At 68.0% G+C, this 16,383-nt stretch carries 14 protein-coding genes; 6 read left to right on the forward strand and 8 right to left on the reverse strand.

Features of this window, described 5'->3' with window-relative positions:
- Positions 1 to 53 precede the first annotated feature (53 nt).
- Entirely contained in the window at positions 54 to 2,966 is a 2,913-nt protein-coding gene (locus ACI6GS_RS11705; RefSeq protein WP_439813625.1) for an efflux RND transporter permease subunit, read from the forward strand.
- A 102-nt stretch (positions 2,967 to 3,068) separates the two neighbouring features.
- Here the strand turns inward: ACI6GS_RS11705 and ACI6GS_RS11710 are convergent, their stop codons facing one another.
- The 6 genes from ACI6GS_RS11710 to ACI6GS_RS11735 all read right to left on the reverse strand — a co-directional run bounded on the left by ACI6GS_RS11710 (position 3,069) and on the right by ACI6GS_RS11735 (position 10,054).
- A complete protein-coding gene (locus ACI6GS_RS11710; RefSeq protein ID WP_439813626.1) occupies positions 3,069 to 4,313 on the reverse strand; it encodes an acyl-CoA dehydrogenase in 1,245 nt (414 codons plus the stop codon).
- 29 nt (positions 4,314 to 4,342) lie between these two features.
- Positions 4,343 to 5,467: an acyl-CoA dehydrogenase family protein gene (locus ACI6GS_RS11715; RefSeq protein ID WP_439813627.1), complete on the reverse strand. Its 1,125-nt coding sequence runs from the start codon at positions 5,465 to 5,467 to the stop codon at positions 4,343 to 4,345.
- A gap of 281 nt (positions 5,468 to 5,748) precedes the next feature.
- Complete coding sequence (locus ACI6GS_RS11720; protein WP_439813628.1) at positions 5,749 to 6,888, reverse strand: acyl-CoA dehydrogenase family protein; 1,140 nt, start codon at positions 6,886 to 6,888, stop codon at positions 5,749 to 5,751.
- 197 nt (positions 6,889 to 7,085) lie between these two features.
- Positions 7,086 to 8,270, reverse strand: coding sequence for an acyl-CoA dehydrogenase family protein (locus ACI6GS_RS11725; RefSeq protein ID WP_439813629.1), 1,185 nt, complete (start codon positions 8,268 to 8,270; stop codon positions 7,086 to 7,088).
- An 81-nt stretch (positions 8,271 to 8,351) separates the two neighbouring features.
- The gene (locus ACI6GS_RS11730) at positions 8,352 to 9,302 is read right to left on the reverse strand and encodes a ribonuclease T2 family protein (RefSeq protein ID WP_439813630.1); all 951 of its coding nucleotides are present in this window, start codon (positions 9,300 to 9,302) and stop codon (positions 8,352 to 8,354) included.
- Positions 9,302 to 10,054, reverse strand: coding sequence for a DODA-type extradiol aromatic ring-opening family dioxygenase (locus ACI6GS_RS11735; RefSeq protein ID WP_439813631.1), 753 nt, complete (start codon positions 10,052 to 10,054; stop codon positions 9,302 to 9,304). Before ACI6GS_RS11735 ends, ACI6GS_RS11730 begins: the two co-directional genes overlap by 1 nt.
- A gap of 170 nt (positions 10,055 to 10,224) precedes the next feature.
- Here ACI6GS_RS11735 and ACI6GS_RS11740 point away from each other — a divergent pair, with 170 nt between their 5' ends.
- The 5 genes from ACI6GS_RS11740 (at position 10,225) to ACI6GS_RS11760 (ending at position 14,633) form a co-directional block, all read left to right on the forward strand.
- Positions 10,225 to 10,824 carry a nucleotidyltransferase family protein gene (locus ACI6GS_RS11740; RefSeq protein ID WP_439813632.1) on the forward strand — a complete coding sequence of 200 codons (600 nt, stop codon included), beginning with the start codon at positions 10,225 to 10,227 and terminating at the stop codon, positions 10,822 to 10,824.
- A 76-nt stretch (positions 10,825 to 10,900) separates the two neighbouring features.
- Entirely contained in the window at positions 10,901 to 12,166 is a 1,266-nt protein-coding gene (locus ACI6GS_RS11745) for an LLM class flavin-dependent oxidoreductase (protein WP_439813633.1), read from the forward strand.
- Positions 12,163 to 13,074 carry an SMP-30/gluconolactonase/LRE family protein gene (locus ACI6GS_RS11750; RefSeq protein ID WP_439813634.1) on the forward strand — a complete coding sequence of 304 codons (912 nt, stop codon included), beginning with the start codon at positions 12,163 to 12,165 and terminating at the stop codon, positions 13,072 to 13,074. The genes ACI6GS_RS11745 and ACI6GS_RS11750 overlap by 4 nt, the downstream gene beginning before the upstream one ends.
- Positions 13,075 to 13,098: 24 nt before the next feature.
- Positions 13,099 to 13,974 (forward strand): SDR family NAD(P)-dependent oxidoreductase, encoded by an 876-nt coding sequence (locus ACI6GS_RS11755; RefSeq protein ID WP_439813635.1) that lies wholly within the window; start codon positions 13,099 to 13,101, stop codon positions 13,972 to 13,974.
- Complete coding sequence (locus tag ACI6GS_RS11760) at positions 13,971 to 14,633, forward strand: HD domain-containing protein (protein ID WP_439813636.1); 663 nt, start codon at positions 13,971 to 13,973, stop codon at positions 14,631 to 14,633. Before ACI6GS_RS11755 ends, ACI6GS_RS11760 begins: the two co-directional genes overlap by 4 nt.
- Before the next feature lie 138 nt (positions 14,634 to 14,771).
- Here ACI6GS_RS11760 and ACI6GS_RS11765 read toward each other — a convergent pair whose 3' ends face one another.
- Together ACI6GS_RS11765 and ACI6GS_RS11770 are read right to left on the reverse strand one after the other, a co-directional pair.
- Positions 14,772 to 15,749 carry an NAD(P)H-dependent flavin oxidoreductase gene (locus tag ACI6GS_RS11765; RefSeq protein WP_439813637.1) on the reverse strand — a complete coding sequence of 326 codons (978 nt, stop codon included), beginning with the start codon at positions 15,747 to 15,749 and terminating at the stop codon, positions 14,772 to 14,774.
- 93 nt (positions 15,750 to 15,842) lie between these two features.
- Entirely contained in the window at positions 15,843 to 16,322 is a 480-nt protein-coding gene (locus ACI6GS_RS11770) for a carboxymuconolactone decarboxylase family protein (protein WP_439813638.1), read from the reverse strand.
- Positions 16,323 to 16,383: the final 61 nt, after the last annotated feature.

Here is a 16,383-nt window from a genome sequence, read left to right on the forward strand (position 1 = left end):
GGCGGCGGGTGCGTCAGGGGGGATCGCATCGCATGCAGGCGGTAGAGAATTTCGTGTTCCGATTCAGGGCCGTCATCCTGGCCCTGCTGTTCGGAATCACGATCGTGGCGTTCTGGTCGGCCTCGCATCTGCGCCTGGATGCCGGCTTCACCAAGCAGCTGCCGATCGGCCATGACTATATCGACACGTTCCTTCAGTATCAGGACCAGTTCGCGGGGGCGAACCGGGTCCTGGTGGTACTGGAGGCCAAGAACGGCAACATCTTCACCACGGACTATCTGAAGACGCTGAAGGCGGCGACCGACGATCTGTTCTTCATTCCGGGTGTTGCGCGCGGCACGGTGACCTCCCTCTGGACCGCGAATACCCGTTTCTTCGAGATCACGGAGGAAGGCATCCGTGCCGGCGACGTGATCCCCGCCGACTTCCGCCTGGACGAGGCGGGGCTGGAACTGGCGCGGACCAACGTGCTGAAGGCGGGCCTGGTCGGGCGCCTGGTTGCGAACGACTTCTCCGCCTCGATGATGACGGCCGAGCTTCAGGACATCGACCCGCAGACCCGCCAGCGCCTCGACTATTTCAAGGTCGCGGAGCAGCTCGAGGCGAACCTGCGCGACAAGTACGAGAGCGAGAACGTCACCGTCCGCATCATCGGCTTTGCCAAGCTGATGGGCGACATCGCGGACGGCGCGCGTGGCGTCGTGATGTTCTTCGCGCTGGCCTTCGTCCTGACCGTCTTCATGCTGTGGCTGTATTGCCGGTCCTGGCTGCTGACGCTGGTCACGCTGACGGCGTCGCTGTGTTCGCTGGGCTGGCAGTTCGGACTGCTGCACGTGCTGGGCTTTGGCCTGGATCCGCTGGCGATCCTCGTGCCGTTCCTGGTCTTCGCCATTGGCGTCAGCCACGGCGTCCAACAGGTCAACATGATCAGCGCCGAGATTGCCGGCGGCAAGACCAAGGAACAGGCTGCGCGCGATACCTTCACCTTCCTGTTCCTGCCAGGCTCCATCGCGCTGCTGACGACGTTCGCGGGCTTTGCGACGCTGTACATCATTCCGATCGGGATGATCCAGGAACTGGCGATTACCGCCTCGATCGGTGTCGCGCTGAAGGTTGTCTCGAACCTTCTGATGTTGCCGCTGCTGGTCTCCTACATTGCGCCGACCGGCGAATATGCGCGTCGTGTGCGCGAGGCCATGGCATCGCGCGAGAAGTACTGGCCCTATATCGCCCAGATCGCCAAACCGCGGCCGGCCTTCATCATGGTGACCGGGTGCCTGATCCTGGGCATTGTCGGTACGCTGGTCAGCCGCAACCTGCAGATCGGCGACGTGGACGACGGCGCGGCGGAACTGCGCCCCGACAGCCGCTACAACATCGACGCCAAGTTCATCGTCGAGCATTTCAACGTGGGCGTCGACCTGCTGACGGTGGTGGTCGAGACGCCGCAGGATGCCTGCGTCGACTACACGATCATGCGCACGCTGGACCAGTTCCAGTGGACCATGGCCAATGTGGAGGGCGTGCAGTCGGCCATCGGCCTGCCCTTCCTGGGCAAGCAGGTCGGCACCCTGTGGCGCGAGGGCAACCTGAAATGGCGGGCCCTGCCGCGCAATTCGGACGTCATCTCGCAGTACATCCAGCCGATCGGCTCATCCACCAACACGCTGAACCCGCAGTGTTCGGTCATGCCGCTGCTGCTGTTCACGCGGGATCACCGGGCCGAGACGATCAATCGCGTGATCGATGCGGTCGAGGAGTTCCGGACCGAGCGTGGCCTGCACAAGTCGCTGGCCGACCTGGTCGCGGCCATGCCCGACACGACGGCCGCCGACAAGCAGGTCGTCATGCACTATGCCCGGCAGGCCATGGTCCTGGTCGCCGTGCAGGAGTTCCAGGCCGGCAATCGCGAGGCACTGGAGCGCTTTGGCCTGCCGTCGGGCTGGCTGTCGGCCGAACTGAAGGAGGCGATGCAGAAGGCGCCGGCCGACCGCCCGCCGCTGGACACCGCGATCGAATACCTGGACGGGATCAGCAAGGCGGCGGGCAGCGACACGATCCAGCCCCAGCTCTGGCAGAACATCCTGCCGTTCACCCGGACCCAGACCGAGAACCTGCCCGAGGATGTGGCCGCCGACATCGCCAAGGTCACCGGTGCCTCGGACGTGGCCAAGCGGGCCCACATCGCCAGCCTGGTGCGTGACTATTTCCGGGCCGTCCGGCCAAGCATCGAGGAGGGCGATCGCAGCTTCGTCAACGTCCACCCGCTGAATGCGGCCCTGGCCTATTTCGGGGAGCTGCGCGACGCGCCGCCTGCCGTAACCAAGGCTGCCGAGTACCTGAATCTGCCCTCGACCAAGCAGGAGGCGATTGTGGTGCGCCTGGCGTCGGGCAATGTCGGCGTCATGGCGGCCACCAACCAGGTTGTGAAGGCATCCGAGCTGCCGATGCTGCTTTATGTCTACGGCGTGGTGATTGCCCTGGTCCTGATGACCTACCGGGAATGGCGCGGGTCGCTGTGCTGCGTGCTGCCGCTGATCCTCTCCACGATCATCGGCAACATGTTCCTGACCTTGATGGGCATCGGGCTGAAGGTCGCGACGCTGCCCGTGCTGGCCATTGCGGTTGGCATCGGCGTCGACTACGGCATCTATGAGTACAACCGCATCCAGCGCTACATGCGGGCGGGCAAGAACCCTTACGAGGCCTATCTGCAGTGCCTGCAGGACGTGGGCTCCGCCACCATGTTCACGGGCTTCACCCTGGCGGTGGGCGTCTCGACCTGGAGCTTCTCGGCGCTCAAGTTCCAGGCGGACATGGGCATGCTGCTGACCTTCATGTTCCTGGTGAACATGATCGGCGCAGTGACACTGTTGCCGGCCCTGATCGGCGTGATCGAGTACCTGTTGCCGGGCAAGCGCAAGCCGCTCTCGCCGGAGGAGGCCGCGATCATCCGCATGCATTGAGGCCATCTCCCTCCCCCGCGCTCGCGCGGGGGAGGGGATCGAACGCAACAAAAAAGGCCCCGGACCTGCGTCCGGGGCCTTTCTCTTTGGGGTGCTGCCCGATCAGCCGCGGCCGGTCGGGATCTTGTTGAACGGCAGGTCCTTGTCGGCCCGCATGTCGGCGGGCAGGCCCAGGACGCGCTCGGCGATGATGTTGCGCAGGATCTCGTCCGTGCCACCCTCGATGCGGGTCGCGGGCGAGCGCAGCAGCATCGCCTGGAAGCGGGCGTTTGCCGCTGCCAGCTTGGGGTCGACCAGGGCGCCGGCATGGTCCTGCAGGTCGATCGCATAGGTCGCGATGTCCTGCATCAGGGCGCCGGCGACCAGCTTGCCGATCGAGGCCTCGGGCCCCGGCGTCTCGCCACGGGACAGGGCGGAGATCATGCGTGCGGCCGTGTACTTCAGGCCGTTCGTCTTGACGTGCCAGTCGGCCAGGTTGTTGCGCACCGCCTTGTCGCGGATCGCGGGGCCGTCCTCCAGCTCCAGCTCGCGGGCCAGCTCGAACATCTCCGGGAAGCCGGTCGGCATCGTGCCGCCGATCGCCAGGCGCTCGTTCATCAGCGTGGTCAGCGACACCTTCCAGCCTTCGCCCACCTTGCCCAGGCGCTGGCTGTCGGGAATGCGCACGTTGTCGAAGAAGACCTCGTTGAAGCCGGACTGGCCGTTGACCTGCTTGATCGGCTTGATGGTGACTCCAGGCGTCTTCATCGAGAGGAAGAAGAAGGTCAGGCCCTGGTGCTTGGGCACATTCGGGTCGCTGCGGGTGACCAGGATGCCGTAGTCCGAATAGTGCGCGCCGGACGTCCAGATCTTCTGCCCGTTGATGACCCAGTCGTCGCCATCACGCTCCGCGCGCGTGCGCAGGCCGGCCAGGTCGGACCCGCCAGCGGGCTCCGAGAACAGCTGGCACCAGACCTCCTCACCCCGGGCCAGGGGGGGAAGGTAGCGGCGCTTCTGCTCCTCGGTGGCATAGGCCATCATGGTGGGGCCGCACATGCCCTGGCCGATGATGAAGGTGCCGCCCAGCGTCGAGTAGACGCCTTCCTCCTGCTGCCAGATCACCCGCTCGATCGGGGTGGCGCCACGGCCGCCATATTCCTTGGGCCAGTGCAGGCAGGCCCAGCCGGCGTCGGCCTTCTTGGCCTGCCAGTCCTTCGCCGCCTGCATCACGTCGATCCCTTCCAGGTCGACATGGCCGAAGCCCGCTTTCTTCAGGGCCGGCTCCAGGTGCTTGGGCGCATTGGCGTCGATCCAGGCGCGGACTTCCGCACGGAAGGCTGCTTCCTGGGGGGTATCCTCGAAATTCATGGAAGTTTCCTTTGTCCGTTGCGTTGCGATCAGGCGGCGTTGCGGGCTTCCAGTCGGTCGACCAGGATGTCCTTCCAGCGTGACAGGCTGCCCAGCGTCAGCGCCAGCAGGTTCGAACGGCGATAGTACAGGTGGCAGTCGAACTCCCAGGTGAAGCCCATGCCGCCATGGACCTGGATGTTGTTCTTGGCGCAATGCTGGAAGGCCTGCGTCGCCGCGACACGCGCGGTTGCCGCCGCCTCCGGCAGTTCGGGCGCATTGGTCGACAGCGCCCAGGCGCCGTAATAGGCGTTTGAGCGGGCCAGTTCCTGGGACACATACATGTCGGCCAGCATGTGCTTGATCGCCTGGAACGAGGCGATCGGCCGGCCGAAGGCATAGCGGCCCTGGGCATAGTCGCAGCCCATCTCCAGCGCGCGGGTGGCGCCGCCCAGCTGCTCGAACGCGACGAGCACGGCCGCGCGGTCCAGGACCTGGGTCAGCAGCGACCAGCCCTCGCCCGTCTTGCCCAGGGGCTCGGCCGGCGCATTGTTGAAGTCGATCTGCGCCTGCTTGCGCGTGGGATCGACGCTGGCGACGCGGGTCCGGGTGACGCCGGGGCCGTTCAGGTCGACCAGGAACAGGCTGATGCCGCGCTCGCCCTCGTCAGAGGTGCGGGCAACGACCACGGCGAAGTCCGCCGCCTCGCCATCCACCACGGGCAGCTTGGTGCCGGAGATCGTGCCGCCGCTGGCGCGGGTCTTGATCGCCTTCGGCCCGCTGCCGGCCGGACCCTCGGCCCAGGCCAGCGCGCCGATCAGCGCGCCCTCGGCGATCTTGGGCAGGTACTTCTGCTTCTGCGCATCCGTGCCGCCGGCCAGGATCGCCTCGGCTGCCAGGTAGACGGTGGACGAGAACGGAATGGCGGCATTGGCCCGGCCCAGTTCCTCGGCGATCACGCACAGTTCCAGGTAGCCAAGGCCCAGGCCGCCGAACTCTTCGGGGATCGCCGTGCCGGCCCAGCCCATCTCGGCGACGGCCTTCCACAGCGCGGCGTCATGCGTGTCCGGACCATCGAGCACGCGGCGCACGTCCTTGGGAGAGGATTTCTCGCCCAGGAACTTGCGGGCCTGCTCCCGCAGCAGGACCTGGTCGGACGAGAACTCGAAATTCATGGCGTTTCCCCTGGTCGCGAACCTTATCGAAATCGGCGCCAACCTAGCGACTGTCGCCGCCAGAGGGAAGGCGCGGAATGCATAGGATTATAACCGCTTCCAAACTGCGGAGCCCCGGTGCGCGATCGGCTCAGGCGACGCACCGGATGGTCCGAGGAGGCATTCGGCCTCCTCAGCAAGACGACGTTGGCATTGCTGAGTAATTCCCAACGTTCGTCATCCTGAGGAGGCTTGAAGAGCCGTCCCGAAGAATGCCTGCCCGTCCGCGCCACCTGGCTGCGTCAATACCCGCGCAGGCGGGCGATGCGGTCGGCGTGGAAGGCGGGATCGCCGAAGACCTCCTGGGCGACGCGGATGCGCTTCATGAACAGGCCGACATCGACGTCGTCCGTCATGCCCATGCCGCCGAACATCTGCACGCCTTCCTGGCTGGCCAGCTTGGCGACCGAACCTGCCTTGGCCTTGGCCAGCGAGACGATGGGGCCGGCCCCGTCCGGCTTGGCATCGAGCGTCTGCAGCGCCTTCAGGCTGGCGGCGCGCGCCAGTTCGAGCTCGGTGAACAGGTGGCTGGCGCGATGTTGCAGGGCTTGGAACTCGCCGATGGTGCGCCCGAACTGCTTGCGCTCCTTCAGATAGTCGACGGTCAGGTCGAAGGTCTGCGAAGCGGAGCCCACAAGCTCCGCGGCGAGGCCCGCGCGGCCGGCATCGAGGCCCACCGCCAGTGCGCCAAAGCCCTGGTCCAGGGTGCCAAGCACGGCGTCGGCATCGACCTCGACATTGTCCAGGGTCAGGCGCGCGGCGTTGCGATAGTCGACGAGCACGGTCGCGTCGCGGGCTAGGCCCTTGGCTGCGCCATCGACGAGGAACAGGGTGACGCCGTCCGTCTCGCCCGCGCTGCCGGCGGTGCGGGCGGCCACGATCAGCGTGTCCGCCGCCGCACCGTCCAGAACCAGCACCTTTGTGCCTGACAGGCGAAAGCCGTTGCCGGACCGCGTGGCGGTCAGGGCTACGGCCTCGGGCTTGTGCTTGGGCGCCTCGTCCACGGCCAGGGCCAGGACCGCCTCGCCCTTGGCGATGCCGGGCAGGTACTTCTGCTTCTGCGCGTCAGAGCCGAAGCGGTTCAGCAGGGTCGCGGCGACGACCGCGGTCGAGAGGAGGGGCGAGGGCGTCAGCGTGCGGCCCGCCTCCTCCAGGATGACGCCCGCCTCGACATAGCCGAGACCGGAGCCGCCAAAGGCTTCGGGCACGAGCACGCCGGCCCAGCCCATCTCGCCCATCGAGCGCCAGAGGTCGCGGGAGAAGCCAAGGGGATCCTTGGCATCGCGCAGCTTGCGGAAATGGGCGATCGGCGCGTGCTCGCTCAGGAAGCCGCGTGCCGCATCGCGCAGCATCGCCTGTTCTTCGGTCAGGACCAGGGGCATGGGAATGACTTTCGGATGTCTGTCACAGCGGAGCTGCCGGTCCGCCGCCCCCACCCCGGCCCTGCCCCATCGCAGAGCGACGGGGGACGGAGCGCCGTTGGAACCCTCCCCCGTCCGCAGGATGGGGGAGGGCAGGGTGGGGGCGGGACGCGACCTGGCTGGTCCGCCTGGGTTGTCTGAGTGTGCCGTCCGCGCGATCAGGCGCCGGGAAGGGCCAGGATGCGCTTGGAGATGATGTTGAGCTGCACCTCGTTCGTGCCGCCCTCGATCGAGTTGGCCTTGCTGCGCAGCCAGGCGCGGGGCAGCTGTCCGCCGTTCGAGCGTTCGCTCTCCCATTCCAGGCCATCGGCGCCCTGCGCGTCCATCGCAAGTTCCAGCGAGCGCTTGTTGATCTCGGCCCCGTAGTACTTGAGGACCGAGGAATAGGCGCCCAGGCCCTGGCCCGCCTTGGCCAGGTCGCGGCCCCGCTCGACGGCCAGGGCGAAGGACCAGGCGTCGACCTCCAACTCGGCGATGCGGGCCCGCAGCAGCGGATCGGCCAGCTCGCCATCCTTCGATCCGACGGTGTCGGCCGCGACTTGGCCCAGCGGCCGGCTGACGAACATGCCGCCGGAGCCGCCGCCGATCGTGTCGCGCTCGTGCGTCAGCAGGTACTTGGCGATGTCCCAGCCCTTGTTCAGCGTGCCGACCAGGTTGCCCTTGGGCACCTTCACGTCGCTGAAGAAGGTCTGGCAGAACGGCGAGTTGCCGGAGATCAGCTTGATCGGGGCCGTCGAGACGCCCTCGCTCGCCATGTCGAACAGCAGGAACGAGATCCCCTCGTGCTTGGAGGCGTCCTTGTTCGTGCGCACCAGGCAGAAGATCCAGTCCGCCTTGTCGGCGTAGGAGGTCCAGATCTTGGAGCCGTTGACCAGCCAATGGTCGCCCTTGTCCTCGGCCCGCGTCTGCAGGTTGGCAAGGTCGGAACCGGCGCCCGGCTCGGAATAGCCCTGGCACCAGCGAATCTCGCCCCGCGCGATGCGGGGCAGGTGTTCCAGCTTCTGCTCGTGGCTGCCGTACTTCAGCAGGGCCGGCCCCAGCATCCAGATGCCGAAGCTCTCGACCGGGGCCCGGCACTTGCGCTTGGCCATCTCCTCGCGCAGGACCTTGGCCTCGTCGCGGGAAAGGCCGGCGCCGCCATATTCCTTAGGCCATTCGGGCACGGTCCAGCCCTTGGCCGCCATGCGCTCCAGCCAGACCTTCTCGGCCTCGGAGCGGAAGACCCAGTTGCGGCCGCCCCAGGTGATGTTGTCCTCCCCCCGCAGCGGCGTGCGCATCTCGGGCGGGCAGTTGGCGTCCAGCCAGGCGCCGGTTTCGGCGCGGAATGTTTCGAGATCGGACATAAGTGGCGTCTCCCTGACCTTGGCCTGAGAGAAGCCACGAAGCGGCGCCGGTTGCAACGCCTCGGATGACCTGACGCGGCGTCAGTCGGCGCCATCCACGCGGCCAACGGGACAGCCGCGGGGACGGGTCTTGCCCGCGCGGATCAGGGGGCCGAGGGAGCTGTCGGGGCCAAGCGGTCCGGCCAGCGCGATACGCAGCTCGACGATCAGGCGGTCCGGCCCGTCGGAGCACTCGACCGTCACCCGCTGGCCGGCGCCGGCGCCAAAGGCTTGGTCGAAGGCGCCGCGAATCTGCTCGGCGCGCAGCCGCTCGCCCAGGCTGTCCTCGAACAGGTCGCGTGGGGTCGCCGCGTTGAGCTGGCGCAGCAGGGCAAGGCTGACGCGGTAATAGGCGCCGGGGGCGAGGCCGGAACAGGTGCCATGCTTGACCCATTCATGGCGGTCCAGGGCCGAGCGGCTGCCCGGCATGGCCTGCGCCAGGTCGCGCTGCACATCGGCCGGCAGGTCGAGCGGCGGCAGGCGCTGCCACGCGCGGTCCCGGCTCAGCCGCTCCTGGCCTGCGGGCACGCCGCAATACTCCGCGTCCTGCGGCCAAAGGCCGTGCAGGACGAAGTGGGATGCGGCGAAGTCGGCCCCGTCCAGGGCGGCACATTCGGGCAGGCCCGGCTTCGTCTCACAGAAGGCCGGATGCCAGGTCACCGCCAGGACGTAGTCCTCCGACGTCGTGGGCCGCGGAAGCGGGGCCGCCTCGGCATTCTCCGCGAGCCGGCCGCACTCGACCTCGACCCAGCGGCGGGTCGGCTCCGCGCCCGGGACCTCCACCAGGTAGTGGGTGGGCCGGTCCCGGTTCTGGCCGCGCAGGGCGTAGGCCTGACCGGCGCGGACCTGGACCTGCCCCGGATTGGCGCCGTCGCGGATGGCGCGCGGCGCCGGACACGTCCGCTCCGCCAGGAAAGTCCCGTCCCGCTGTACTTCCGCCCCCGCTGCGAAGGGCAGGAGCGATAGCGCGATGGCCCAGGCCAGGCGCCGCATCAGCCGAACTGGAAGCCCGAGATGGGCTTGCCCATCATCCGGCCGGAATAGTCGCGGGTGCAGGGATCGTCGAAGGCGGCCCCGGCGACGACCATCAGCGGCATCAGGTGCTCTTCGCGCGGATGGCACAGGCGGGCGCCGGGAGCGGTCGCCCAGATCTCCAGGTATTCGTCGCGGTGATGCGCGTCGTTGTAGGCGGCCGTCCGCAGCCACTTGTCAAAGCTGCCGGCCGCCTCGTCCGCCGCGGCATTCGGGCCGCGCAGCGCCGCCAGGTTGTGAAAGGAATTGCCGCTGCCGACGATCAGGACGCCCTCGTCCCGCAGGACGCGCAGCACCTGACCCAGGCGGATGTGGAACTTCGCATGCATGTCGGCCCGCAGCGACATCTGAAGGATCGGCACGTCCGCGTCAGGGAACATCTGCATCAGGGGCACGAACACGCCATGGTCATAGCCGCGCTCCCGATCGACCTTAACGGCGATCCCAGCCCCTTCCAGCAGCGCCTGGACGCGGGCGCCCAGGTCCGGTGCGCCAGGTGCGGGGTAGGACAGGTGGTAGGTGTGATCGGGAAAACCGTAATAGTCGAACAGCATGCCCGGTGCCGGCCCGACATTGAGCGTCACCACCTCCTCCTCCCAATGGGCGGAGATCAGCAGGATCGCCTTGGGCTTGCCGCCGACGTGCTTCTCGACCGAACGCAGGTAGGCGCGCAGGTGATCGAACTCCGCCTGGATGGGGGCGGGCCACGTCATGTCGAAACAGGGGCCCCCGCCATGGGAGACGAACAAAGTGGGAAGGCGGCGGGCTGGCTGCATGGGCGGTCTGCTCTTGGCGGCGCAGGGGAAATCCTGCACGCCAGAGAGTGGGCGGCGTGCCCGGCCTTTGCGAGTCCTTCATGAGCCCGGGACAGGTTCAATCAACGTTGCAGGATCAGCAACGGGAGCTGTGCGCGATCCTGCGCAGCAGCCCATTGCTGATGGAGGTGCTGGGCATAGCCCGCGCGGCGGCATTGCCCGATTGGCGCCTTGTCTCGGGCGCCGTGTGGCAGACCGTCTGGAACGCGCGGACCGGCCGGTCGCTGGACTATGGGATCAAGGACTTCGACCTGTCCTACTTCGATGGCCGCGATTTGTCCTGGGACGCGGAGGACGTTGAGATCCGCCGCGTCGCCGCCCTGGCGCCGCCGGAATTGCGCGCGCGGATCGAGGTGCGCAACCAGGCGCGCGTGCACCTGTGGTTCCCGGAGCGGTTCGGCGAGCCCTATGCGCCGCTGTCGAGCACGGACCAGTCGCTGACCCGCTTCGTGGCTGCGGTCCACACCGTCGCCGTGCGGCTGGAGGCCGACGATACGATCAGCGTGGCGGCGCCGTTCGGCCTGGAGGACGTCTTTGCGATGCGCATGCGGCCGAACCCGGCGCGCGTGCTGTCGATCCATTGGGATGCGGCGGTCGCCAGCGCGCGAGGCCGCTGGCCGGAGGTGGAGGTGGTCCCCGCGGTGGTCCCCATGGCAAATCGGGATTAGGCTTTGCTTCGGCCCCGCAAGAGGGCAGGTCACGCGCCGCAAAGGCCGGACCAACGACAGAAGCGGAGGAAGCGCCATGAAGTTCGGGGTGTTCTACGAGATCCAGCTGCCGACACCGCATGACGAGGGGGCGGAGCAGCGGGCCTTTCGCGAGGCGCTGGAGCATGTCGAGCTGGCCGACCGGCTGGGCATCCAGCACATGTGGGGCGTGGAGCACCATTTCCTGGACGACCACGCCCTGTCCTCCGCGCCCGAGGTCTGGCTGGCGGCCGCCGCCGCCCGGACCCGTCAGATCCGCATCGGGCACGGTATCGTGTGCATGCCGCCCGGCTTCAACCATCCCGCCCATGTGGCCGAGCGGATCGCCACGCTGGACCACATTTCCGGCGGGCGGGTGGAGTTCGGCACCGGCGAAAGCTCCTCCCGCATGGAGCTGGAGGGGTTCGGCGTCGATGCGCCCAGCAAGCGCCGCGCCTATCTGGAGGCGCTGGAGCAGACCTGCAACATGATGGCAATGACGCCCTATCCCGGATTCCAGGGCGAATTCTTCTCCATGCCGTGCCGCAACATCGTGCCGAAGCCCTATCAGCGGCCGCATCCGCCGCTTTGGGTCGCGGGCAAGCCGGACGTCGCGGCCAGCCATGGCATGGGCTGCCTGGGCTTCAACGTCGTCGGCGGGACCCAGGCCAGGATCATGGTCGACCAGTACTACCGTACGATTGCGGAGGATTGCGTCCCCATCGGCCATGCCGTGAACGCCAACATCGCCGTCATGGCGATGATGCACTGCGACACCGACCAGGCGCGCGCCGAGGAACATGGCGAGCATCTGAAGTTCTTTGGCTACACCATCGGCAAGTACTACCTGGACGGCAAGGTGGTGCCGGGCCGCGGCGATGCCTGGGGCGACTTCATGGCCCTGAAGGATACCTATCCCCATATGGGCGACAGCCCGACCAACGCCATCGGCACGCCGGATCATATCCGCCGCCATATCCGCGCGCTGCAGGACGCGGGCGTCGACCAGGTCCTGCTGATGCACCAGGCGGGGCGCCTGGACCACGAGCGCAATTGCCGCTCGCTGGAACTGTTCGCCCGCGAGGTGATGCCTGAGTTCGTGGAGAAGGAGGACCTGCGCGAGCGGCAGAAGGCCGAGCGCCTGGCCCCTTTCGTGGAGAAGGCCCTGGCACGCAAGAAGCACCTGCCCATGCCGGCGGAACTTCCCGTGGTCGAGCCCTATGGCCGGTTCAGCCATTTCGCGACAGAGAAGGACCACGAGCTGGAGCGCAGCGGCACCTCGTCCGCGACCGCCGGCGCCCTGGGCCTGAGGCAGAGCGCATGAGGGAACTGGCCTCGGGCCTGGCCTTTCCCGAAGGACCGGTGGCGCTGCCGGATGGCAGCGTGCTGGTCGTGGAGATCCAGGCCGGCCGCCTGACGCGCGTCTGGGGTGAGGGGCGGACGGAGACGGTGGCGCAGCTGGGCGGCGGTCCCAATGGCGCTGCGATGGGGCCGGATGGTGCCTGCTACATCTGCAACAATGGCGGCGCGGCGACCCATCCGGACGGCAGCTTCATGCTGCCGCCCGATCCGCCGGCCGATGGCGGCGGCGGCCGGATCGAGCGCGTGAACCTGGCGACGGGCAAGGTCGAGCGGGTGCTGGACCGCATCGACGGGGTTGCCCTGAACGGCCCCAACGACCTGGTCTTCGACGACCAGGGCGGCTTCTATTTCAGCGACATGGGCAAGGGGCGGGGCCGCGCGCTCGACCGCGGCGTGGTCTGGTACGCGAAGGCGGATGGCACGGGTGCGCGCCAGGTGGTCTATCCCATGCTGCTGCCCAATGGCGTGGGCCTGTCGCCGGACGGGAAGACGCTCTATGTGGCCGAGACGCCGACAGCGCGCCTGTTCGCCTTCGACGTGACGGGACCGGGGGTCGTCGCGTCCAGCCATCCGCTGATCCCGGGTCGGTTCGTGGGGGCGGGCGCCGGCCCCGTGTTCTTCGATTCGCTGGCCGTCGATGCGGCGGGAACTGTCCATGTTGCGACGCTGTTCAACGGCGGCATCACGTCCTTTGCGCCCGACGGGTCCAGCATCAGGCACGTGGCCACCGGCGATCCCTTCACCACCAACCTGTGCTTCGGGGGGGCGGATATGCGGACCGCCTATGTCACGTTGTCGGGGGCGGGCCGCCTGGTTGCGATGGACTGGCCCAGCGCCGGCCTGCGCCTGCCCCATGGCGGCTGGGCCTGAGACCGCAGCAGCAGGAGAGAGAGCATGCCCGCACCCGACACGCTTCCGGCCCTTGAGCCTGGCCGCGTCGCTGTCATTACCGGGGCCGCCAGCGGCATTGGCCGGGCAGCGGCAGAGCGTTTCGCGGGCCGTGGCCTGCACGTCGTGATGGCCGACCTGGCGGGGGAAAGACTGGACGAGGCCAGTGCCGCCGCCCGGGCCGTCGCCGTCGGCGGGGCCCAGGTCCTGCCGATTGCGACCGACATGTCGGACATGAACCAGGTCCTTGCCCTGCAGTCGCAGGTGGAAGGGGCGTTCAACGACGTCGGCATCCTGATGAACAATGCCGGCAGCGGCCGCAATCCTGGCCGCTCGTGGGAGAACGGCGACGGCTGGCGCGCCCTGCTGGCGACGAACCTGTGGGGCGTGATCAACGGCGTGCAGGCCTTCGTCCCCGGCATGCTGGCGCGGGGCCGGCCTGGCCTCGTGGTCAACACGGGCTCGAAGCAGGGCATCACCCTGCCGCCCGGCAATTCCGCCTACAACCTGTCCAAGGCGGGCGTGAAGGCGTTCACCGAGACGCTGGCGCATGAGTTGCGCAACGAACCGGGCGCCCGCCTCAGCGCGCATCTGCTGGTCCCGGGCTGGACCCATACGGGCATGACGTCGCGCGGAGGCGCGAAGCCGGCGGCCGCATGGACGCCGGAGCAGGTCATCGACTTCATGCTGGCCAGCCTTGGCCGCGGCGACTTCTACATCCTGTGCCCCGACAACGACGTGACCCGGGACATGGACGAGAAGCGCGTGCGCTGGACGGCCGATGACCTGATCCGCAACCGGCCGGCCCTGTCGCGCTGGCACCCCGATCATGCGGAGGCGTTCAAGGCCCACATGGCCGAGCCAGGGACCGGCCAGGGGTGAGCGACGCGGCCAACCGCCTTGTGGCCCGCTGGCGCAGCCTGGCCCGGCGGCTGGCCCTGCCGGAACGGGTCGCGGCCGCGGCCGAGCGGAGCCTGGGCGACGGCTATGGCGCGGCGACGCGGCACTATCACGACGCCGGCCATATCGTGGCGATGCTCGACGGACTGGACGCGGTGCGCGCCGACTTTCGCGAGCCCGATACGGCGGAACTGGCCACGGTCTTTCACGACGTCGTCTATGACGCGTCGCGCGCCGACAACGAGGAACGCAGTGCCGCCCTGATGCGCGCGGTACTGGACGGGCACCTGGCGCCCGCCGTGCTGGACAAGGCGGCGGCCATGATCCTGGCGACCCAGCGACACCAGGCGACGGGGGATGCCGACACCGACCTGCTGCTCGACCTGGACATGGCGATCCTGGGGCAGGACTGGCCGGTCTATCGCCGCTATGCACTGGGCGTGATGCGCGAATACGTGCCGGTCTTTGGCGAGGCGGGCTACCGCGCCGGCCGGCCCGAGCGCTTCCTGGAGCCGACGGCGGCGCACGGCCAGATCTTCCTGACCGACCGCTTCCGCCCGCTCAACGACCGCGCCATCGCCAACATGCGGAAGGAGGCAGCCCTGCTGCGGTCAGGCGCCGACCTGGATGCGGCGGAGTAGCCACCGAACCAACCTCATCCTGAGGAAGCGGCGCAGCCGCTGTCTCGAAGGATGGGCCGCCAGCGCTGGTGGTCCATCCTTCGAGGCTCCGCTTCGCTCCGCACCTCAGGATGAGGTGGTTGTGGTGGAGCGGGATCCTCAAGCCGCCAGGAAACCTTCGAGGCGCTTGCGGATCAGGCTCTCGGCTTCCGCCATGATGCGGTCGATCAGTTCCTTGACCGTCGGCACGTCGTGGATCAGGCCCGCCACCATGCCGCAGGACCAGGCGCCGGCGTCCATGTCGCCGTTCTGCATGATCTTCGGATAGACGCCGCCGACCAGTTCCTTGATGTCGTCGATGGTGACGCTCTGCCCCGCCGTCTTCTCGATCGCGACGATCTTCTCGACCGCATCGTTGGTCAGGACGCGCTCGGTATTGCGCAGGGGCCGCATGATGAGGCGGGTGTCGAGTTCGCTGGCCTTGACCAGGGCCTGCTTCACGTTGTCGTGGATCGGCGCTTCCTTGGTCGCCATGAAGCGGGTGCCCATGTTCATCCCCTCGGCCCCCAGCGCCAGGGCCGCGACCAGCGAACGCCCGTCCGCCATGCCGCCCGAGGCGACGAAGGGCACGGAAAGCGCCTCCTGCGCGCGGGGCAGCAGGATCATGTTGGGCACGTCATCCTCGCCCGGATGGCCACCGCATTCGAAGCCGTCGACGCTGACCGCGTCGCAGCCGATCTTCTCGGCCTTCAGCGAATGGCGGACGGACGTGCACTTGTGGATGACCTTGATCCCGCCGGCCTTCAGCGCGGGCATATAGGCTTCCGGGCTGCGGCCGGCCGTCTCCACCGCCTTCACCCCGCCCTCGATGATCGCCTGGATGTACTCAGGGTAGGGCGGGTTGGAGAAGCCGGGGAGGAAGGTCAGGTTCACGCCGAACGGCTTGTCCGTCATGTCGCGGCAGCGGGCGATCTCCTTGGCCAGCTTTTCCGGCGTCGGCTGCGTCAGGCCGGTGATGATGCCAAGCCCGCCGGCGTTGGAGACGGCCGAGGCAAGCTCGGCCAATCCGACGAAATGCATGCCGCCCTGGATGATCGGATGCTCGATGCCGAACAGTTCGGTGATGCGCGTCTTCATGGCCATTCTCCCCTGGGCGTCCTGCCGATTGGTTGGGCAGATTGATGCCATGGCGGCGCGCACAGGTCATCCCTCCTGCGCGAAGCTGTCGATTCAGGCGGCGTCCCGGCTTCCGGCCCGTGCCTTGGTCACGGCCATCGGTGTCTTGCGGAACGACACGCCGAGGCGGTTGAACGCGTTCATGGCCGCGATGGCGATGGTCAGGTCGGCCAGTTCGCGGTCGCCGAACACGGCGCGGGCCGCTTCATAGTCGGCGTCGGGAACCTGGGTCCGGGCGACCAGGGTCACCGTCTCGGCCCAGGCCAGCGCGGCCTGCTCGCGTGCGTCGAACAGGGCCAGCGCCTCGCGCCAGACGGGCACCAGGGTGATCTTGTCGGCGGCCACGCCCAGCTTCAGCAGGTCGCGCGTGTGCAGGTCGATGCAATAGGCGCACCCGTTGATCTGCGAGACGCGAAGGTAGACGAGGTCGACCAGCTGCGCCGGCAGGCTGCAGTGCGACAGGTAGTGGTGCAGTGCCCCAAGCGGCTTCACGCCCTCGGGCGCGGCCTTGGCATAGTCCAGTCGTTCGCTCATGACCCGATCCTCGTCGTGATGCCGGGAAGATGGGCGCCCATCGGTTCATGAAACAGCACCA

Origin of the sequence: Zavarzinia sp. CC-PAN008 (genome assembly GCF_051903925.1) — a bacterium.
GTDB lineage: Bacteria > Pseudomonadota > Alphaproteobacteria > Zavarziniales > Zavarziniaceae.